We start from the raw sequence: 23,140 nt of genomic DNA, 5'->3' as shown, positions 1-23,140 counted from the left end.
TAAACCAAAATATCCGTAATTAAATTCATGATCTACTTCTTTCATAACTGCTTGATCATTCACAAATAGTTGAATCTCTTCATCTTCAGTTACCACTTTGACATGAAAAGTTGAAGACGTATCAAGAAGATAAGATTTTCTCGCCAATTCCTCTTCTTTTCCGTTAACAAGTTTAGTTAAAGTAATCACATTATTCTTTGCATCCAAGTTCGCCACATAGCCATTATTTGCACTTTTATCTGCACGAAAAACTAGACCACCGGCACCCTCTCGACTATTCTTTTCGTTTAGTGTTATATCACCCTCATAGCTAAATGAACCTCCTGCTTCTGAAGATATCGCATACGAAGTTCGATCAAGACTATTTGCTTGGATTCCACCATCTTGACCAAATTCACTTGCATACTCCCATTCTTTTAAATTTGAAGATGTGTAAAACATAATTTTATCCTTTGCTGCTAAAGACATCACCCACTTATTTGTATCATCATGCCAAAAAACTTTTGGATCACGCCAATCAGGAATAGGGGGATTTGGCATGACCGGATTACCTTTATACATCTCCCAATTTCTACCTTTATCCAAGCTATAAGCAAGACTTTGGACTTGACCTTTTTCCCCTGCATGAGTGAAGATCGCAACCATTGCTTCTTTCCCAAAGCCCGCTGTATTATTCCAATCAATCACAGCACTACCTGAAAAAATTTGCCCATTTTCATCAGGAGATAATGCAATCGGTAAATGCTCCCAATGAACAAGATCTTCACTTACAGCATGTCCCCAATGCATCGGTCCCCATGTTGTTCCATAGGGGTTATACTGATAAAACAAATGATATTCTCCTTCGTAATAAACCATCCCATTCGGATCATTCATCCAGTTTGCTTCAGGAGAAAAATGAAATTGATTTCGATATGGCTCTTGATAATAACCAGGATCTTCAGCAAAACTAGTTAATGGTATACAAATCATTATGAAAGAAATTAGTAACATACTAATTATTTTCTTCATTTACCCACACCCCTTTTTTAAAAGCTTTTACTATCATGCTAGGCTTTTTCCTCTTAATCGATCAATTAAGACAGCTGCTACAATCACTCCGCCTTTTACAACTAACTGCCAATAATAGTTCACATCCATTAGAGTTAGCCCGTTACTGATCACTCCCATAATTAAAACCCCGATAATTGTTCCTTGTATTTTTCCTTTTCCGCCTGTTAAACTTGTACCGCCTAAAATCACAGCAGCAATTGCGTCTAATTCATACATTTGTCCAGCAGTTGGTTGACCAGAGTACAACCTCCCAGCTAATACAACACCGCCTAAACCAGCAAGTAAACCACTAATTGAATAAACATTAATTAAAGACCTATCAACCTTGATCCCTGTTAGCCTTGCAGCTTCCTCATTACCACCAATTGCATAAATATGGCGACCAAACATTGTATATTTAAGAATGGCAATCATGACAGCATACACCAAAATCATAAGATAAATTGGCATCGGTATTCCTATAAAGCTTCCTCCACCAATGAATTTAAATGTTTCATTTTGTAAAACAATTGGATATCCACCACTAATGACATAGGCAAGCCCACGAACATATGTGAAACTCCCTAATGTTACGATAAAAGCTGGTAATTTTGCTTTGGCAGTTAAAAATCCATTAATGAGTCCTATAGCATAACCCACCGCTATACCTGATCCCATCGCGATGAAAGGATTAACACCCGCAGAAGATACCATTACAGAAATAACTCCAGAAAGAGCAACAGTTGAACCAACTGATAAATCGATTCCACCAGTTAAAATAACAATGGACATACCAGCAGCTAAAATAGCAATAATGGAAACCTGTTTTAATACATTTAATAAATTAGCAGTATCTAAAAAGTTTGGTGCTGTAAATGAAAGCACGATACACAGTAATAATAGAATCATCACCATACCTAATCGATTCCATAATGAAAGAAGCATTTTACTTATCTTTTGACTATGAATATGAGAAACTGTTTGGGTATTTCCATTCAATTACTTTTCCCTCCTAAACTTGCTAAGTACATAATTTTTTCTTGGGTAGCCTCTTCTTTTAATAGTTCTCCAGTTAATCTACCTTCGTTCATGACAAGGATTCGATCACTTACCCCTAATACTTCAGGAAGCTCAGATGATATCATTAATACAGCTAAACCTTCGTCTGCAAGCTGTGAGATAATTTTATGTATCTCAGTCTTAGCACCGATATCAACTCCTCTTGTCGGTTCATCAAGTAGTAATACCTTCGGTGATATCAGTAGCCATTTAGCGATTACTACTTTTTGTTGATTTCCACCACTTAAGTTTGACACCTGCTGATCTGGAGAAGCTATTTTTATATTTAAGTCCTTTATACAGTTGTTTGCGTTTTCATTTATCTGCTTCCAACTAAGAAATCCTGCTTTAGAATGGTTTTTCATCTTTGTCATGATGATGTTCTCTTTAACTGACATCGATAAAAATAAACCTTGTTCTTTCCTGCTCTCAGGTACATGGGCAATCCCATTCGTAATGGCATCAATTGTTGATTTAATTGTCACTTTTTTGCCATCGACGAGTATTTCTCCACTCCTTACCTCAGAAATACCGAAAATGGTTCTTACCAACTCTGTTCTTCCTGCACCCATAAGTCCAGCTAAACCGACAATTTCACCAGGATAAATTTTTAAAGAAACATCTTTCACAATGGTGTTATCGGAAATATCCCTTAACTCTAGAGCAGGTACAACCTCTTTAGAATCTGGTGAATATGATGGTTTTGAGCGATTAAATAAATCTTTTAAATCTCTTCCAACCATTAATTTCACGAGATCATCAGGATTAGTCTCGTGAATGGGCCCACTTGTTATCCACTCTCCATCACGTAAAACGGTAAACCGATCAGATATTTGAAAAATTTCTTCCATCCGGTGAGAAATATAAACAATGGCAACCCCTTGCTTCTTTAAGTCACTAATGATTTCAAATAGTTTCGTAATTTCTTTATCCGTTAAGGAAGCAGTCGGCTCATCCATTATTAGCACTTCAGCCTTAAACGATAACGCCCTTGCGATCTCAACCATCTGTTGTTGAGCAACGCTAAGTGACGAAACCAATTGACGTGGGTTAAGATTAGACCCCATCGAATCTAATACTTGTTGTGCTCGTTCATGAACTTCATCCCATTTGACCATTCCTAGTCTATTTTTGGGGAAAGTTGAGCCCAATAATATATTCTCACTTATTGTTAAATTAGGAGACAGATTGAGCTCTTGATGAATAACACTTATTCCTTTGTTTCTTGCATCAACAGGATCTTTCCAAGTAATCGGTTTCCCTTTCATCATAATAGTGCCACCATTATTGTCAGGAATATGAATCCCTGCTAAAATTTTCATGAAAGTAGATTTACCAGCACCGTTTTCCCCCATTAATGCATGTACTTCCCCTGGATAAAGCATTATTCTTACATTATTCAAAACCGTTACACCAGAAAATGTTTTACTAATACCCTCCATATTTAAAATGGGCTCTTTTGCAATTATTTCATTCTTTATTAACTTCTCTTTTAAAATCATTTATCATCACCTCTTTTAATGTTTTAAAAGACTGATAAGGTTATGGTTCCTATCAGCCTTTTGTATGAAGGAGGCTTACCAACCTTTGTAAGAATCTAATGATTCCTGTGTAACAAGCTCTACTGGAACTTTAATAAGCTCTTCAACATCTTCTCCATTTTTTACCTTCATTCCAATTTCAACTGCTTTTTTCACCATATCACTAGGCGATTGAGCTGAAGTAGCAGTAAAAGTACTTCCATCCTTAGCCATCGCTTCCGTTGCTTCAGGAGCACCATCGACACCAACAATGAAGAATTCATCTTTACGTCCAGCTTGCTCTTGAGCAATTTCAACACCAATTGCTTCTGGATCATTTATCGCAAATACGGCATCAATTGTACCTGAAGGATTTGCTTGTAAAATACTTTCCATCACAGTTAATGCCTTTTCACGATTTCCTTCACCATTTTGCTTTGCCACGACTTTAATTTCAGAATCTTTTATGACATCCTCAAAGCCTTTTATACGATCTGTTACTGCAGAAACTGGAGGTCCATCAATAATCGCTATATTACCTTTACCACCTAATTGCTCAACTACATACTCCCCAGCAAGTTTACCAGCCTGATAGTTATCTGAAGTTACTGTAGCATCAACACCGCCTTCCGCATTCGTATCAACTGCTATTACAGGAATTCCTTCAGCTTTTGCCTGTTGAACTGCTGCTGCAATTCCTTTTGTATCAACTGCATTTAATAGAATGATATCTACCTTTTTAGTAATAAAGTTTTCAATTTGCGAGGTTTGCTTTGCTAGATCATATTCAGCACTTTCTACAATTACTTCAGCGCCTAGTTCTTTACCCGCATCCTCAACTCCTTTGCTCATTGATAGAAAGAATGGATTTGCTAATGTCCCAACAGTTAATGCAATCGTTAATTTCTTTTCATTACCCCCTTCTCCTGAAGCGCTTTCAGAAGATTGGTTTGAATTGCTACAAGCAGTGATAAGACCAATTACTAATACCAGCAAAATTGAGACTAGTCTTTTTACATTCCTTTTCATACTGTTCACCTCATTATGATTAATAGTAATAAATGAAAATATAAATGATTTTGAAGTATTTACTCTACCATCGCATCACCTCATGATTGTTCCTATCTAATCGATCTTTACAGGGTTACAGAATTTTGCAGATCAACTAATATAGGTACAAAATGTTTTACACTTGTTACACTCTTCAATTTGATAGCGTTTTCATGATGTGTACTTAATTTACCAAAATTTTCAGTTGACTTATTTCGAAATTTTCGGAATTTAACCTTTAAAATTTTAAGGTGTTTAATTTTTTTAGATTCATTGAATTCAAATACTATTTCAAACATGTTGGAAACAAAAAAAATAAACCCATCTATTGATAGGTCAATTACTAATCTACTGTATTCATTTTTTTAGTTCATTTTTATAAAAAGGTGAATACAGACTACTTTATTTCAGCAATCTTTTCTGGAAATCTAACCTCTGCTCCACATTTCCTTTAATGATGATATCGATTCCACTGTCAATATGCTTTTCAACATTTTTCCCATTTAATTCCTTCTTGGCCGTTTCTACACTTAAATATCCCATATCATAAGGATTCTGTGCTACAGATCCGGGCAGATCTCCCTCTTCTATCAATTTAATCATTTCGTTTATTCCATCTGCTCCTATGATCGGCATTTTAAGATCATGCTTTTCAATCACCTGAAAGGCAATTAATGCCAGTTCATCATTGGTTGCCATTATCCCTTTAATCTTAGGATGCTTTTCTAAAATTGTTTCGATCTCCGATTTAACTCTTAAAGGTTCAGAGTATACATTTACCTTTTCTGCAATAATATTAATTCCTATAGTATCTAAACTTCGTTTGGCTCCCATAATGCGTTTAGATGCAACCGGACTATATAAATCTAATCCTATTATGGCAACTTCATTTCCAGTCTGCAGTTGCGATCCGAGCAACATTCCTGCTGTTCTACCTAAAGCAACATTATCAGTACCAATATAGGTTGTTTTATTATCCCATTGAAAATCTGTATCTAATAATAATACCGGAATATCTTGTTCGATAAACTTATCTAAAGTAGGGATACTATATTCCGGAAACATTAGGGAGATTATTAATATATCGGGTTTTTCCATAAGAATACTTTCTAACAAGTCAACTTGCTCAAAAAATGATACGCTAGTGGGTGCAACAATCTTACCCTCTATATCAAAATCATGGAATCCCTTTTTTAATCCAGCTTCTATCATTCTCCCATACTCTGAATTTAAATCTTTTAAAACAACTGTTACTTTAGGTTTTTCATCGATTGATTGTTGATATATATATGCTATTAAAATAAAAGACAATGTAATGATAAATAGAAGAAGTGTTAACTTTTTAAACATTTAATATCCCATCATTTCATATTTTTAAGACTCCGTTATTCCTAAAAAGTTTTACTTCTTAAAGCAATTTCAGTACCGAAGTATTGGACTGTAACGAAAGATATGATTGTAAGTAACGCCTCTAGCTTTAAGACAAGCACTCCTTTTCGTTACTATAACAGTATGATCAGAGGAAATATTTCAATGTTTTTGGTTTAGAAAATTTAAAATTTTCGGTAGTTCCCTAAGGAACCAACACACAAAGAAAAAGAGGCGTCCCTATACTACTCTAACTAGTGGACACCTCTTTCAGATGTTTATATACTGCTTAAGAAAAAGTCAAATCTTAATACGTAAGAGAGTTTAATTATATTCTAATAAAATTAAACTTACTTTTTTTATTAATTTATCAGTAGGTGAAAATAGGCACCCCATCTATTTAACAAGATGCTGTGACCTATACTGACTTGGCGTAATGCCTATATTTTTCTTAAAAACCTGATAGAAATATTTGTCGTTCTCATAACCTACTTTGGTTGCAATTTCTGAAACCTTATAATTTGAAGTTCTTAATAGCTCCTTTGCGCTGTTCATTCTCAAAATTGTAATATATTCAAAAATCGTCTTCCCAGCGCTTCTTGAAAACAAGCTGCAAAGATAGGCTGGACTTTTATAAAAGTGCTCCCCTAGCTCTTCTAACACAATCGGTTCTCTAAAATGAGTTTTTAAATAACTTTTTAGCTCCATAATGAGTTTGTCATTATAAGAGATTTTATGATTATTTAACATGTCTGTCATTTGACTGGCTAATCTTCTAAGCCATGCTTTCATTTCATCTAAAGAATCCAAAGAGTTAAGCTTTTCATATATCTCATGTCTTTCTCCCACTGGATTTGTTAATTCAAACTCATTTTCAATATACTCAAGGAGATTGATAGCCCACTTAAAGCATAAAAATTTTGATTTATTTGGAGAAAGCCTACTTTGCTTTGAATAATTGATGATGTGATCAATCATGTCATTTATTTTCAAAAAAACATCTGATTTACATATGGTAAAATACTGATCAATTTCCTCAATCATACTAGGACCGATTATATTATTCATATTTTCTAAATCAGTATATGTCGTGAATATCTTATTCGTAAAAATTCCAAGCTTAACTAAATCCTTCGCTTCTTGGTACGCATGGTTTACTTTGGAAAAATCAAAATAGCTTTGACTAATTCCGATGGCGACATCACTATTGTGATACTTTGATACCAATTTAAATACACCATCTAAAAAATCAGTGATTTGACTAGAGTTTGATACCAGAATTGTTATCGTTTTATCAATTGAATAAGGAAAAGCTTGTAATCCCTTTTCTGTTAATAAAGCTTTAATCCCTATAGTAATGAAATGGATTTTCTCTTCTAAAGAAGGTTCTTCCCTAAAACCTTTAAAATCAATTACAGTAAAGCTATACTCATTTACATTCCTCAATACATCGGGATGAACGTTTTGATTACCAAGAATAAATTCTAGTACCTGCTTTTCATCTAAGGCAGTTTCATATAACTTCATTCTCTTATCAATTTGTTTTTCTTCTTTGAGTTTATCAAATTTACAAATTGCTTTTTTTATAGAAGTAAGAATTTCTTCTACTTCAATCGGTTTAACTAAATAATCGATTGCTTCAAGCTCAATCGCTCTTTTAGCATAACTAAATTCAGAATATCCGCTAATAATGATAAATACAGTATCAAGATTAAGTTGCTTAGCTTGCTGGATTAAATCTAACCCATTTATTCCAGGAATTCTTATATCTTGTAAGACAATATCTGGTTTCATATCAACAATTTTTTGAAGAGCTTCTTTTCCACATGAGGCAGAACCAACAAGTTCTATTTGATTTTCGTTCCAATTAATTGCTGAATTTAAGCCTTCAATCACAATCTTTTCATCGTCGACGATTAAAAGTTTGTACATTTCTTATACCACCTTTTAGTCTGTCCTCAATGCTTCAAGCCAACTTTTAGGATGACAGTAGTGCCCTCATCAATTTTACTATTGATATCTAACCCAAATTCATCTCCATAATGTAACTTTAATCTTTCGTTTATATTTTTTAGGGCGTAGCCTTTTGAATAAATGTCTATTTCACTCGTGTTAAAGCCTTTCCCTGTATCAATGATTTTAAATAGTAAGCAATCATTCTGCATAGACCCTACTATTGTAATAGTCCCCCTACCATTTTTAGGTTCTAACCCATGGTAGACCGCATTTTCAACAATTGGCTGTAAAAGCAGTTTAATCAGTTTTTCCTCAAGAATATTAGGATCAACTTGAAAATGATAAAAGATATTATGATCAAATCGGATATTTTGAATGTCAAGATAACTTTTTACTTGTTCAATTTCGTTCTTAACGGTTGTTATAGGATTTCCATCGTTTAATGTAAGCTTAAAAATTTTTGACAAGCTTATGGCCATTTTAGCAATTGGCTTTGCCTTTGACTTTTCAGCCATCCAAAACATGGCATTTAAAGTATTGTAAAGAAAATGGGGATTAATATGGCTTTGCAGCGCCAAAAGCTCTGCTTCCTTCTCTTTCACTTTTGCTTCATATAGTCTTAAGGTTAAATCATTATTTCGATTATAAAGTTCGACAAAGCGGTTACCGATTTTACCGATTTCATCCTCTTTATTAAAATGAATGCCAGAAACGATTTCTCTTCTTTCCATTTGTTCAGTTACTAACCGCAATAAACCAAGCTCTCTCGTAATTCTGCTAGATAGATAAATTGCAAAGACGACAGAAATGATAAATGCAATTACTAGTAAGGTGATCGTGATCAACCTTATCTGATTGATATCTTGAACAACATTTTCAAAGGGAACAATACTAACAATCTTCCAATCCGTGTTCTCATTTGTATGATAGTTTATGATGTTCTTTTTGCCATCAATATAGTTAATGACGGTTCCATTATCCTTGGAACCATCAATTATCTCTGTCAGCTGTATTGGTGACATTTCCATCTTATTTCTTGAATAAAGTATTTTATCTCCATTTAAAACTAGAATATTTCCTTGAATATTGACCTCTTTAAACATATTTTCGAAAATCATTGGATCAATGCTTATTAGCAAAACGCCAATAGGATCCTTTGTTCCAAGATTTCTGATCATTCTCCCGAAAAGGAAAGGCTCGTCATTTCCAGCATTAAGCCTTAATTTGCTGCTATTAAACCACTGACCTTTCCATGGACTATCAAGTAATTGATGGTATAAGGTTGTATCCTCGATCTGACTAAATACATTACCATTCATATTGCTGTTTCCTTGGTTTACTTTTAAAAAACCATGGTTTTCATTTCCTATATAAATAGAATGAATATAAGGCTTGTTAACAACCGTGATATTACTCAATGTATTTCTTGATGATGTTTCATACATATAGTGCTTTGGGTCCTTTTTGTTATGTGTTAAGTACCGATGTATATCATTTGATAAGAAGACAATATTGGAAATATCCTCGATCTCTGCAACAAAGGTATTAATATTCCAGTTAACAATCGTTAAGAGGTTTGTGACCGTTGTCGATACCTTATTTTCAACTGACTTATTTAAAAAGGCAAATGTAATAGGACCAACAACAAGTAATGGAATGAGTGTGGAAAAAAGAGCAAGCAAGATAATTTTCTTTTTAATAGGAGAGCCTTTTATTCCGTGAAAAATGTCCATTTTTTTCTCCCCAGACACAATTTAACTCATGAAAGCACTTTCATTTTGTTCAAATTAAATAAAAAATTATGATTATTTTTAAGTATTCAAGCAATATACTCTTTATTCCTGCTAATCCTTCCTTTCAAAAAAAATATTTAATTTGAAAGGAATCCCTACTCTTTTACTGCACCTAAAGTCATCCCACTAACAATATAGCGTTGTAGAAAGAGTGAAAAAATCATCACGGGCAAGCTAAATGAAACTGCGGCCGCTGTCATAGGCCCCAGATCGAGATTATAGGCAGTTAAAAATTCCGATATTCCGACGGTTGCCGTTTTTGCATTAGTACTAGTCATGAGTAACGCAAACAGGAAATCATTCCATGCTAACATAAAAGTAAAGATCGCTGTCGTGGCTAACCCTGGGAGTGAAACTGGGATAATTACCCTAATGAACGAACCGAGCCAGCTACATCCGTCAATACGGGCCGCTTCATCAAATTCCTTTGGGATTGAGTCAAAAAAGCCAATCATAAGCCAAATCGCAAAAGGTACGTTAACACTTGTATACACTAATACTAATGCCAAGTGAGTATCTATTAATCCCATGTTTTTAATAATCATATACATCGGAATAGCAATACTAATCATCGGTACCATTCTAATCACAAGAGTGAATAATAAAAAGTACTTTCCTGTAACAGATGTAAATCTTGATATCCCATAGGCTGCCATTGAGCCTAATAAAACGCTTATAAAGGTACTTGTAATAGCTGTGATAAGACTGTTTGCAAAATATTTTCCGACTGGCAGGTAATCAAACATATTTCGATAGTTTTCAAAAGAAAACTTAGACGGCCATAAAGTAGGTGGGGAACTTACTGCCTCTGCTGATGGTTTTAATGATGTTAAAAGCAGATAAACATAAGGTCCTAGAAACAACATTGCTAAGATGCAGGTTAATGAAATGACAAATAGAAGCCATAGTCTTTTCTTCATCTTGTTTATATTAATCGATGTATATCTTGAAAGCTTTGTTTTATTTACTTGTACTTCCGCCATCCTGATTCACCTCACGTTCATTAAGAATGATTTTTCTTTGGTGACCAAATCTTTGAAATAAAGAAGGAGCTTAAGATTAGTAAAAGAATAATAAATATTACTGCCATGGCACTCGATTGTCCTACCTGTCCATAGCGGGTTAAGGTTTTATACATATACGTACTTAAAAGCTCAGAGGAAAATCCAGGTCCTCCTTGCGTTAATACCCATACAATATCAAATGTTCTTGCTGCGTCTATTATTCGAATTAACAATGCAACTGATGCCACTGGAATTAGTGAAGGCACAGTAATGTATCTAAATTTGTGCCATTTATTTGCACCATCAATATCAGCTGATTCATAGAGAGTTTTTGGAATACCCTGAATTCCCGCCAACAGAACAAGCATGATGAATGGAGTTGTTAGCCATATATCAGCTATAATTGTTGAATAAATAGCATAGCGAGAATCAGACAACCAGAGAATTTGATGTGGATCAGAGAGGATTCCTATTTTGTAAAGCACCCAATTGAAAATTCCAAATTGGTCATTTAGCATAAACTTCCAGATGAGACCTGACACTAATGGAGCAAGCATTAACGGACTAAGCAATAATGTTCTGATTACCTGACTTCCTTTAAATGCATGACTTAACAGGAGAGCAAGGATGAGACCCAGGATAAATTCCACGCCTACTGCAACACCAATATAAACAACCGTGTTCCATAGGGCCTTTAAAAATCGTTCTGAACTTAAAGAATCAATATAATTTGCGAGTCCAACAAATTCCTTTACACTAGGATTCATTAAGTCAATGTGATAAAAACTATCCTTCACTAAAAGGGTAATTGGATAAAGTAAGAATACAAGCATAAACATAGCTGCTGGCAAAAAGAACAATGTGGAAAGTGTACTGTTTCTTAAATTCATAATAAATCCTCCTTTCTACAAAAATAGTGAATCTATTCTTCTTAGAAGGGGTCTCTACCTATCTATCATTTATAATAGGTAGAGATTTCTACTTTCTAATGCCCACTTTATTTTGGAGGTAATATCCCTTTAATGATTTCCGCTGCCCAGTCTAGCGCTTCCTGAGGTGTCTTCTCTCCTGAAAGAGCATATTGAACTGCTGGTATTAGTGCTTCACTTTCTATCTGCTGCCATTCCGTAATATCTGGACGATTTTGCGTTTGTTCTCCACTTAACGTCGTCATTAAAGGCTCTAAATGTTCATATCCTTCTTTTTTGCTATATTCCTCAAAAACAGATACTCTCGCAGCTACTCCTAATGTTTCCATAAATAACTCATTCTTTTCATAGATAAACTCCAAATATTCCTTGGCGATCTCTTGTTTCTTCGAAGAACTTGGAATTACCTGATACCACGGACCAGGAACAGCTCCTATCCCCGCACTTCCTGCAATCATTGGTGCACTTCCAACTTTTCCAGCTACTTGTGATTGCTTAGGATCATTTGATGGAATATAAAAGTGTCCCCAGGCAATCATCATTGCAGCTTTACCACTCCAGAACAATTCAGAGGTTTCAGCTGATGCGATTTCTAGTGCACCATTCGGTACAGATTTATCGGTATTTAGAATATCTGTTAAAAATTGCAGTGATTCAACATATGGTTTTGTATTCACAATAACTTCTCCATTTTTGTCTATAACCAAGGATTCAGTTCCTGCTTGTGTCGCATGATCAAGCCAACTTGCTACAGCATCACCATTATTTGCACCAAATACTGTTGTTCCATACATATCTACTTTTCCATCTTGATCTGTATCACCAGTGAAGAATTTTGCAATATCCCTATACTCAGTCCATGTTTTAGGAGGATGTAAATCATACCCATATTCAGCTTTAAATTTAGTTTTATTTGTTTCATCTTCAAATAAATCTGTGCGATAAATGATATTTTTTGCATTTGTCCAGACTGGCATTCCATAGACTTTATCCTGGTAACTTCCTCCTGATATAAGACCTGGGAACAGGTCCTTTTCAATTTCGTTCGAGATCATTCCATCAAGAGGGAGTAAACCTCCGGCTAAAGCAGGGAACCATAAAATATCAATTGTTGCGACATCAAAGGCGCCTGCCTGTGAAGCTACTTCAGCTTTTAATTTATCGTATACACCTGTATAAGGAACAGACTCAATCTTTACTTCGTAACCCGTTTTTTCTTTAAACTCTTCTGCAGTTTCTTTAGCAACAGTAAATGCCGGACTACCTCCCTCTACAAGTACAGTGAGAGATTTGTCACGATTAGAAGACTCGCTGCCTCCGGTTTCTTTACCGGAACAACCATATAAACATAGTGTCACTACTAATAGTATTGAAAGAACACTGAATATTCCTCTCCTTTTGAACATCTATAAAACCTCCTTAAAGTGGTTTTTCATATCTATTTTAACGATCCCATAAACCATGTTCAGGCCATCTTCTAGGAAGTCTATCTTTTACATCAGGAAGTTTTGGTAATGGCTTATGAGGCTCAAGTTGATACCAATATGCAACACTTGAATAATCATTAGCTTGATCATTCGCATGACCATGTTCGATTGTAGCACGGATTGATTTTGTAAAACGGATCGGATCCTCAATATGGAATCGATATAAACTCCATTTTCCAAAATGCTCCTGAACATCGCTTCCTAACGATATTCCATGGTATGGACCTGCATACTCTCCACTAGGAAAGCCCCATGCCGCGTTAAAGTAATCTTCAGTTCCTGTTCCATGAAGAGATGGTGGCCATTCTTCTCCATCAATGAAGAACATGTCATCACCCTCGCCTGGCCAAGTAAACTCTTGATTGGAAGCATCGAAGTTATCAATATTTAATACACAACCAACATAGTGACCTTTTCCTTCAGCATCGAGAATAACATAGTTATCATCTCCAGTAAGATTTTCTCCTGGTAGATCCCATGGAGCTGGATTATCTATTTCCTTTTCAAATACAACTTTTTCACATGGATTTTCTCGATTCCAGGTAGCATGAAATCTCCCAACATCATCAGGTATTTGATCTTTATTATCATAACTTTCATAATCTACATAATAGAATAGATTTTCAATTTTTTTATCACTTTCATTGATTAATTGAATTCTAGCTCCATCTCCAAATGGCATTGAAAAATAACTATTCATTGATGCTGCAAAAGGTCCCTTAGGTCCTCGCTTTTCCCCCATAACCATGCTCAAAGGTAAAGAAACGTAATGTTTACATGTCGCATGCCCGATTCCAAAGAAATCTCCTAAAGGAACTCTTACACTCGGGTTTTCCTCACCATCCCAATACATTTCAAGAACTAGCTTACGTAAGTATTGTTCTGCATAACATCTAGTCGTCATCCAAATATGCTTAATACAACCTGCACCCTTTATATCAGCCATAACCGCTGTTTCACCTGGCTCTACAACTTTAAAATCTCTATTTCCTCCAGTACGGTCATAACTAGATTCTCTTTTGGAGCTCGCTTCTTTAATAAATGGGAGTCCTCCTAGTGGACTATTGGGTTGCCAAACATTCATTGTTTATATCCTCCCTTAATTTCTTTTTGTTTGTTGAATACGCTTACATTAACTAACCATGTATTAAATACTTTCTCTTTTTCTTCACCCCCGGCTATTTCCTTCTACATTTATAATTGTAAATTCAATTTAGACTTTGCGAAATTCTAATATCTTTAGATAAGGTTAGTTATATTTAGAAGTTTGTTATTTTTAGGGATTATATGTCCTTATTCTTACACACAACCAAAAGCCTACGGATCTAAATAGATCTGTAGGCTTTTTTAAGAATTTGAAGTTTAATATTTTAAACAATTAAAGATAGTTACTCGCTATACCTCAAGAAAAAGAGAATTCTACCTAACTTTAATTATTTAATAAAACCTTTATAATGACGTTTCACTAACTGACTTTCCAGCTGTTTCATCGTCTCAAGCGCAACACCAACAACGATCAACAAACTAGTTCCACCAATCTGAGCCGATTGAGGAAGATCAGCAAATTTAATAAAGAAAACAGGAAGAACAGATATTGCTGCTAAGAATAGAGAGCCAACAAAAGTTAAACGATATAATACCTTTGTAATATATTCTTGCGTGCTTTTTCCTGGTCTAATACCAGGGATATAACCGCCTTGTTTCTTTAAGTTTTCAGCCATCTGTTCAGGGTTAACTTGAACAAATGTATAGAAGTATGTGAAAGCAAGTATTAAAGCAATGTAGATAATCATACCGACAGGCTGTGTGTAGTCAAAGGTTTTCTGAATCCAATCTGTCACATCGTTAGGGCCAAAGAATGCAGCAATTGTTGGTGGTGTAATTATGAAAGAAACTGCAAAAATTACAGGTATTACACCCGCAGGATTCACTTTTAATGGGAGATGGGTTGAATTTCCTCCACGCATGTTTTGGTTGCTAGATCCTTTTGCATATTGAATTGGTATTTTACGAAGTGCTTGTTGGATAAAGATTACTCCTACCACAACAGCTAAAATTGCCAATATTAGAATAGCAACCGTAACAATTCTTAAGAATAGTTGGTCACCAGCATCCTCAAATTGTTGAGCATAGATTTGGTTCATAGTTGACGGAATTCCTGCAACGATCCCAGCAAAGATGATAATGGAAATACCATTTCCAACACCTTTAGAAGTGATCTGTTCTCCTAACCACATTAAAAATGCTGTTCCAGCAGTTAATACAATTGCAATTAATAAGTATGTACCAATCCCTGGATTCTCAATAAGCATTCCACCTGACTGAGTATTAAATCCGTAGGACATACCTAACGCCTGGATGAAACCTAATATGATTGTAAAGTATCGTGTAAATTGAGCGAGCTTACGACGCCCAACATCACCTTGCTTTGACCACTCAGTGAACTTCGGAACAACATCCATCTGCAGGAGCTGAATGATGATCGAAGCAGTGATATATGGCATAATCCCCATCGCTAGGATCGAAAAATTATACAACGCACCGCCACCGAATGTGTTTAAGATTCCGAATACATTAAGCTCATCCTGTGCTTGAAGAACATCTGCATTGACATTTGGCACAGGAATGAACGTACCAAGACGAAATACCACTAACATTAAAAGGGTAAATATGATTTTACTTCTAATATCACCCACACGCATAAAATTGGAGATTGTTTTAAACATTAGATCACCTCTAGCTTTAGCTCTAATATAGAAATCAGTTATTTAGAAAAAAACGAATAAAAAATGAAATACATAAGTCAATAATTGCAAAAAAAGCACTTGTTACGATCACAGTTGATAGAACTATAATTGTATATCTAGATAATTCTTTTCTCTTTGGCCAACTGACCTTCTTCATTTCACGATTTATATCACCGAAAAAATTCACAATACCCTTTTTTTCCTCCACTACTACATCTACTTTAAGCAAGTCCCTTGAAATAAAAATCACCCCCTGATTTTTTATCAATAGTTCTTTTTTATTAATTGTAATATATATATTCATATTGTAAAGCGCATTCACAACTAAAGAAATAGAATTTATTTTGAGAAAAGTATAATTTATTTCGTTCTCTTCAAATAAGTAATCTTCTGAAAAATTATGTACGGCAAATTTTAGTCATATTCATATAAAAAACTAGCTTCTTGTCCTAAGACTTGGAAGCTAGTTTTTTATCGTTTTTCATCAGTTAAGAAAGTATAAAATTTTGTACTTAGTTTAGGTGTCTAGCTCCAGCGCCTATCGCCTATCAAACTTCAGATCATCTCCCTACGATAAGTCAACATCGGTTCGCTACGCTTACCGTGTTTCCTTTATCCCACTTTAACGGGCAGTAGAAAAATGATCAAAGAACAATAACTTGTGAGTTAGCTGCCCGTAAAAGTCCGATAAGTCTCGCTATCCATTAGGATGAGGCCCTAATGGAAGTCTCGCTTTATCTCAGTCGATGCTCCTCCAGTTTGTACGGCGATGACCAAGGCGCTTGCGCTTTTCTTTCTATTTCAATTGTTCTAATAGGTTAATCAATATTATTGTATTTTCCTCAGGAATAGATTTTCCACTCTGAGCTTTCAATTGATTTTCATAAGCATTTAATTGCCCATTCATTGCCTGACTATTACCCTTTGCTGCTGATTCTTTCGCAGATTGAAGCTTTTTCGCTAGTGACCCAGCTACTCCTTCATTCGTGACTAATGCTTCTGTTAAACGACCTAAACTATCAAAGTCAACAGTCACTGTAAATTCGATTTCAGCTTTCGCTGTATTACCAGCATTATCAGTCGCTGTTGCAGTGACTTTATTAATTCCCAACTCAAATTCATAGGCTGGCCCTTCAACATTTTCGCATTCTTTTGATACAATCCCTGACAGCTCATCACTAATACTGCAAGTGATTTTAATAGACGAATCAACGGAGTAAGTTTCTTGATAACCCGTAAACTCTATCACTGGTGCAGTAGTGTCTAAAGTTATCTTCTGTTGATATGACTCGCTGATATTTCCAGCATGGTCTTTAAATTCAACAAAGACTGTTTTCTCTCCATCACCAGCTGGCAACGTTATTTCTAATGATGGTTTAAATTCCTCCCATTCACTCCACTCTTTTGCATTAGTTGAATAGCGTACCTGACTAACTCCGCTTATATCATCCTTCGCTTCTAGAGATAAAATGACAGTTGAATTATTAGTATACTTCGCACCATCATTAACTGTAAATTGTCCTTCTGGTGGTGTAGAATCTTGTTTTTTCTCTACTGTGACGACACTAACTGCCATTAATCCACCATCGACTGTTGTTGCACTGATTTTCGCGCTTCCTTCCTTCAGTGCAGTTACTTTCCCGTTTTCATCAACAGTAGCTACTTCTTCATTATTACTTGACCATACAACAGCTTTATTGACTGCGTCATTAGGTGCAACTGTTGCACTAAGCATTCCTGTTTGACCCTCTGACAACTTCAATGTTTCCTGATCAAGTGTTACACTTGTTGGAAGTTGTTCAGGATCTAAGACTTCAACTGCTGGAACATTTGCAAGTAAAGCCTCATGCTCAGCCTTTGTAACAGGAATTACGGTTCCATGACGCGGACGTTCTGGTAAGTCATAGTCTTCTGACATTTTCCATTCACCTGACTGCAAATCGGTTGTTTCAAAAGGAACATATCCTCTGCCGCCAAATTCATCAATAAACATATACCATTTTTCTTCAGTATTTGATTTAAAGATTGTAGGCCCTTCACCAGCACTTATTGAGCCTTTGCCAATCCCTTCTTTAATTAACTCGAAGTTAGGATCAAGTACTGAATCCCCTACTTCTTGGAAAATGAATTTACCATTTGGTGAAGATGAAGTATTGTTTCTTTCATCCTTCGATAATCGATAAACTTTATCGTCATGTTCGATCATTGTTGTATCAATAACTGAGTATCCACGATCAATATATACTTCAGGTTCAGTAAATGTATAGAAATCTCGTGTTTTACTGTACATCATTTTGTTATAAGTTGATCCACTATGGTCTTCATTGTCGTATAGCTTTGATGCCCAGAAAACAACATATTCTCCTGTCGAGTCATCGTAAAAGATTTCAGGTGCCCACGTATTTCCTGCCTCTTCTGGTGCAACTTCGACCATTCTTTGCTCAGACCAATTAATCAAATCGGTGGATTCCCAAACCATAATCGATCGACTTCCTGATCTTTGAGCCCGATCCCAATTCCAATCACCATTGATTTTTAAATCAGTTGCAATTAAATAGAATTTATCTCCTTCAGGAGAGCGAATGATAAACGGATCTCTAAGTCCCTTTTCACCTAATTCAGACGTAATGGCTGGTTCTCCATTGTTTAACTGTTTCCATTTAAGTGGATTGTTACCTTCACTTAAGGAGAAATAAATTTGCTCGCCATTCGTGTAGCCTTCGCCTGTAAAGTAACTGAAAACGTAACCTTCAAATTTTTCTTTTTTCGGCATTTCTTTGACATTTGCTAAAAATGCCTTTGTAATCGTCTCGTTATTTAATGTAATTGTTGCTGTTAACTTAACTTTAGTATTTCCTTCACCATGTTCAGGACGGGTTACCTCGCCAGTAGCTGTAACGATCTTTGAATCACTTGATTTCCATGTGATCGTTGACCCGTTTTCTCCGGATGTCGGTAAGGTTACATTTCCGCGAACATCATGAATGTTACGCACCTTTAATGCTTCTGCATCTGTTCTGACTGCGACAGAATCATGCGGTTTCTTTACTACAGTTACTGTAAATTCTTTTGTTGCCTCGTTGTTTCCGTCTGAAATAGTTGCTGTAATGGTTACTGTCTGATTTCCTTCTTCAAAGGACGGTCTAGTAACCTTTCCTTCATTTGTTATGATGTCTTGATTTTGTGATTCCCAAGTGATAGTTGTTCCGTTTGCTCCTGCCTTAGGGAAGGATAAATCTGTTGTGATTTCATCTTTGGTTTCGTTCTTATTAATAATAGTTGAGTAGTCTAATTGTTTAATTGCATTTTGAAGTAGTAAACCATTCATTTTAGCAATTTTTGTATCTGCTGCTTCTTTTAATTCACTCACCTCTGATGCCGTTAAGGGTCCATTATATACTTCAAAATCAGAAATCATTCCGCCAAAGTATGGATCACCAGAATAGAATGATCGTCCGATAAATCCGCTTAATCCATTACTATTGTTTATCTGTGCCAATGTATAACCATTTGTAGATCCAGTTGCAACTTCAACACCATCAATATACAATTTCAGTGTTTTATCTTCACCAGACATAACGGCTGTAACCAATTTCCACTCATTTGATTTTAAGGCACCAGTTGTTGCATTTGCCCCAGCCTCATTTTGCCAGCTTGTGATTCCAAGACCTACACGTGCAGATCGGTCACCTGAATTACGTTTTGGAGTCGTAAATAAATATTTATTGCTATCCTGGCCTAAAGCAAATATCCATTCAGCCTCATTTTTGCCTTCCCAATTTACTAATGAAGAAACGGTCACACTCTCTAACCCGTTTAGTACACCTTGAGGCATCTCAATATATGAGCTTGTGGAACCGCCTTTAAAGCCGATAACTCCTGTTTCATCCCCTTTAATCAGTTCAGCGTTCTGAGGATTGACAAGCTTCCCTTCAAAATTACCTGTACGATCTACTACTTTTGTACCTTCAATATTGTTCATATCATAATCAAGAATTAACTCAGCTTTTTCCGGCTCCTCAACTGGAGGTTCCGTAACCTCTTCATCTGCTAAACTAGCAACTTCTTCAGCATTAAGAGCACGGTTATAAATTCTAAAGTCATCAAATTTCCCGTTAAAAAGACTGTGGTTTTCGTTACTAGACTTACCTAAATAGTTCATCGTTGTTTCTAATAGCATTCTTGGCTCTACATTATAAGTTGAGCTCCTAGAAACTTCTTTTCCATCAACATATAAAACGGCGTCAAACCCTTCAACCGTCATCGCTACATGATGCCAATTTGCAGTAGTAAGCATTGGAGCTCTCACAGCATATTTATAGGTACTTCCTAAAAGAGAATTTTGATTTGCAAATTTTTCGGTGAAAGGTGTAACAATGGCAAATTCCAAGTTACCTGAATCACCCTGTGTACTTAAATACATCGTATTACGGTTTGCAATTCTACCAGTATTAGAAGAAAAATCAAAAATTCGTTGGTTTGCTTGATCTCCCTGTACTTTAACCCACGTAGACATTGTCATACTTTCTAGATTAAGGTCTTTAATTGTATTTTCTGGTAACTCAACATATCCCGAACTTCCATCTAATTCTACTGCTCCTGTTGATTTACCAACTGTGTCAGTTGAATCAATCTTAGATCCACCTACTAATTTTGCATCAAAACCATTATTTGAAACATCTTTTACAGTTGTTCCATCAATATCTTCCTTGTCAAATGTATAATGTACTACAGGTTCTTTAGATTGCTCAGGTGCAGGCATGCCATATTTATCTTGAAGGGCATTATATTCCGCGCGAGTGATTGGAATAACCGTACCATGTCTTGGTCCTGGCGGCAGCGCATATTCAGATTCTGAAAGTAAATTGTTGACAAATTGTGATCCATCTTCTAAATCTGTAGACCAACGTACATGATATGGCCAAGAATCTAAGAACATATACCATTTATCATCATGGATGTCTTTAAATATTGTTTGACCTTCATTGTTTCCTTGATGACCGATAAGTCCTCTGTTTCCATCTTTTGTACCAGAGATCACATCGTATTGGAATCCATTTTCCTTGATCCCATCTTTATCCTGGAAGATATCTGTTGCTTTCTCGTAATACACTCTATAATTGACTTCAGATTTTGTAAATCGATAAAGAGTGTCGTTATTTTGGACGATGCTTGTATCAATCGTAGGGAAGCCTTCATCAATAAACACTTTCGGTTCAGAGAATGTATGGAAATCCCTAGTCGTTGCATAATACATTACATTGTACTGTCCTGCCGGTCTTCCATTAGGGAAATCACCATATGTTTCTTCATTTTTCATTGAAGAAGCCCAGAATACAACGTATTCACCAGTTTTTTCGTTATAAATAGCTTCAGGTGCCCAAGTATTGCCACCAGTTTTAGGAGCAACTTCTACCATTCGCTGTTCGCTCCAATTTACAAGATCATCAGATTCCCAGATCATAAGGGAATGACTTCCAGTAATTTGTGCTTGGTCAAAGTTGGTGCTCTCACCCATTTTTAAGTCAGTTGCCAACATATAAAATTTATCCCCTTCAGGAGATCGAATGATAAATGGGTCTCTAAGCCCCTTTTCACCCATATTTGATTGAATAACGGATTGACCATTATTTAATGCTCGCCATTTTAATGGATCTTCTGCAGTAGCGAAGGAAATTTCCTCTCCACCTTCGTATTCACCAGTAAAATAGGAGAAGAAATAGGCATCATAAGTCAATTTGCCAGGATTTTTTATCACGTTAAGATTGAATTCTTTTTTCGTTTCAGCGTTTCCATTCGAAATTGTTGCTGTTAATGTAACCTTTGTATCTGCTTCAGGTCTTGTTACCATGCCAAGGTGATGAGCATTATCAGTTGCTTCTGCAGATCCTTTAACAATTGTTGAATTTGAGGATTCCCATGTAATGGTACTTCCATGTTCACCTTTAACTGGTAAACTTATGTTTCCTTTTACTTGATTTACATTTTGTAAAGTTAAGTTTGCAGCATCTAGCTGTACTATTTGTTCATCCGCATACTCTTTTAAAACGGTTACAATAAAGGGTTTCTTAGTAGTAAGTCCTTCATAAGAGATAGTAGCTGTTAATTCAACTTCAATATCCGATTCTGTTTTATTAGGACGAGTAACTGTTCCGTCATTTGCAACGACTTCAGTGTTACTTGAACTCCAAGTAATATCTACTCCATGCTTGCCCTTTGTAGGCAGTGCGAGATTATTCGTTATTTTATCAATGCTTTCATCACCGCTACCTAAATATTCAGCAATATCAAGAGATTCTGAGGCATCATTTATAACAAGCTGATTGATCTTATCAATTTTACTAGATGTTTCTGTATATAAATCAGTCACCTGTTCATCTGATAATGCACCATTATATACACGGAAATCACCGATCATCCCTTTAAAATATGGATCATTTTTAAAGATTGATTTCCCAAGAAATCCAGAAAAGTCTGCTGATGGATCAATAATCTCCGATAACTTTTTCCCACCTGCTGATCCTGTTGCTACTTTATTCCCATTTACATATAATGTCATCGCATTCGACTTTTCTGAGAAAACAACAGTTGCAACTTCCCATTTTCCAGCTCTCATTGTCGATGTCCCTTTAACTAGTGATTCATTTCTCCATCCAGCTTTGGAAATCCCTGTTGCTGCTACATTTCCTGAACCATGTCGTGGCGTAACAAAGAAATATTTATTCCCATTCTCAGCATCATCTGTCGCTGCACCTAAACCAAAGATCCAACGATTTGCTCCGTCATTATTCCAATTCACAAGCGCCGAAATGGTTACATCTTGTAAACCGGTTAATAAATCTGAACCATCTTCACTTTTTGGTATTTCAATATACCCGCTATTTGAAGTCGAGCTTCCACCATTGAAAGAAACATATCCAACTTCTTCATTATGAACCAATTGACCATTTTCTGAATTTTTGAATGTTCCATCAAATGCTATATCATTACCTGATACATCCTTCATAGTAATTTGATCACCATTTTTAACGTTTGATTTCATATCATAATGCAGAATTAATTCAGGGCTTGTAGAATTCAATTCTTCCGCAAATGATGATTGTGGGACTAATCCTGAAAAAGTCTGAAAGATCATAATCGATAATAGAAAGATAGAAAATCTTTTTCTATTTTTCATTTTTTCACTCCTTCACTA

13 protein-coding genes and 1 pseudogene are annotated in these 23,140 nt (G+C 35.6%); all 14 read right to left on the bottom strand.

Annotated features, from left to right (window positions below; genetic code table 11):
- Positions 1-375: 375 nt before the first annotated feature.
- Positions 376-993, bottom strand: a pseudogene (locus tag HUW50_RS27555) (glycoside hydrolase family 32 protein); the annotation flags it as partial.
- 51 nt (positions 994-1,044) lie between these two features.
- Positions 1,045-1,977 (bottom strand): ABC transporter permease, encoded by a 933-nt coding sequence (locus tag HUW50_RS15475; RefSeq protein ID WP_221629152.1) that lies wholly within the window; start codon positions 1,975-1,977, stop codon positions 1,045-1,047.
- 50 nt (positions 1,978-2,027) lie between these two features.
- On the bottom strand, positions 2,028-3,593 hold the full coding sequence (locus tag HUW50_RS15470; protein WP_185653019.1) for a sugar ABC transporter ATP-binding protein: 1,566 nt from the start codon (positions 3,591-3,593) through the stop codon (positions 2,028-2,030).
- A gap of 75 nt (positions 3,594-3,668) precedes the next feature.
- Positions 3,669-4,640: an ABC transporter substrate-binding protein gene (locus HUW50_RS15465; protein ID WP_185653018.1), complete on the bottom strand. Its 972-nt coding sequence runs from the start codon at positions 4,638-4,640 to the stop codon at positions 3,669-3,671.
- Between the two features lie 423 nt (positions 4,641-5,063).
- The gene (locus tag HUW50_RS15460) at positions 5,064-6,011 is read right to left on the bottom strand and encodes a sugar ABC transporter substrate-binding protein (protein ID WP_066324447.1); all 948 of its coding nucleotides are present in this window, start codon (positions 6,009-6,011) and stop codon (positions 5,064-5,066) included.
- Between the two features lie 414 nt (positions 6,012-6,425).
- The gene (locus HUW50_RS15455) at positions 6,426-7,961 is read right to left on the bottom strand and encodes a response regulator (RefSeq protein WP_185653017.1); all 1,536 of its coding nucleotides are present in this window, start codon (positions 7,959-7,961) and stop codon (positions 6,426-6,428) included.
- Between the two features lie 26 nt (positions 7,962-7,987).
- Positions 7,988-9,718, bottom strand: coding sequence for a sensor histidine kinase (locus tag HUW50_RS15450; RefSeq protein ID WP_185653016.1), 1,731 nt, complete (start codon positions 9,716-9,718; stop codon positions 7,988-7,990).
- Between the two features lie 155 nt (positions 9,719-9,873).
- Positions 9,874-10,761 (bottom strand): carbohydrate ABC transporter permease, encoded by an 888-nt coding sequence (locus tag HUW50_RS15445; protein ID WP_260445520.1) that lies wholly within the window; start codon positions 10,759-10,761, stop codon positions 9,874-9,876.
- Positions 10,762-10,781: 20 nt separating this feature from the next.
- Positions 10,782-11,672, bottom strand: a complete 891-nt coding sequence (locus HUW50_RS15440; protein ID WP_066324439.1) for a carbohydrate ABC transporter permease — start codon at positions 11,670-11,672, stop codon at positions 10,782-10,784.
- Between the two features lie 107 nt (positions 11,673-11,779).
- Positions 11,780-13,117, bottom strand: a complete 1,338-nt coding sequence (locus tag HUW50_RS15435) for an ABC transporter substrate-binding protein (RefSeq protein ID WP_185653015.1) — start codon at positions 13,115-13,117, stop codon at positions 11,780-11,782.
- A gap of 37 nt (positions 13,118-13,154) precedes the next feature.
- Complete coding sequence (locus tag HUW50_RS15430) at positions 13,155-14,282, bottom strand: glycoside hydrolase family 172 protein (protein WP_066324430.1); 1,128 nt, start codon at positions 14,280-14,282, stop codon at positions 13,155-13,157.
- A gap of 349 nt (positions 14,283-14,631) precedes the next feature.
- Positions 14,632-15,924: a preprotein translocase subunit SecY gene (gene secY / locus HUW50_RS15425; protein WP_066324425.1), complete on the bottom strand. Its 1,293-nt coding sequence runs from the start codon at positions 15,922-15,924 to the stop codon at positions 14,632-14,634.
- A gap of 34 nt (positions 15,925-15,958) precedes the next feature.
- The gene (secE, locus tag HUW50_RS27130) at positions 15,959-16,135 is read right to left on the bottom strand and encodes a preprotein translocase subunit SecE (RefSeq protein WP_260445712.1); all 177 of its coding nucleotides are present in this window, start codon (positions 16,133-16,135) and stop codon (positions 15,959-15,961) included.
- 606 nt (positions 16,136-16,741) lie between these two features.
- Positions 16,742-23,122 (bottom strand): immunoglobulin-like domain-containing protein, encoded by a 6,381-nt coding sequence (locus HUW50_RS15415; RefSeq protein ID WP_185653014.1) that lies wholly within the window; start codon positions 23,120-23,122, stop codon positions 16,742-16,744.
- Positions 23,123-23,140 lie beyond the last annotated feature (18 nt).

This window comes from Metabacillus sp. KUDC1714, assembly GCF_014217835.1.
Lineage (GTDB): Bacteria > Bacillota > Bacilli > Bacillales > Bacillaceae > Metabacillus > Metabacillus rhizosphaerae.
Note: the sequence above shows the minus strand (reverse complement) of the source record. Positions and strands in the feature narration are given on the sequence as shown.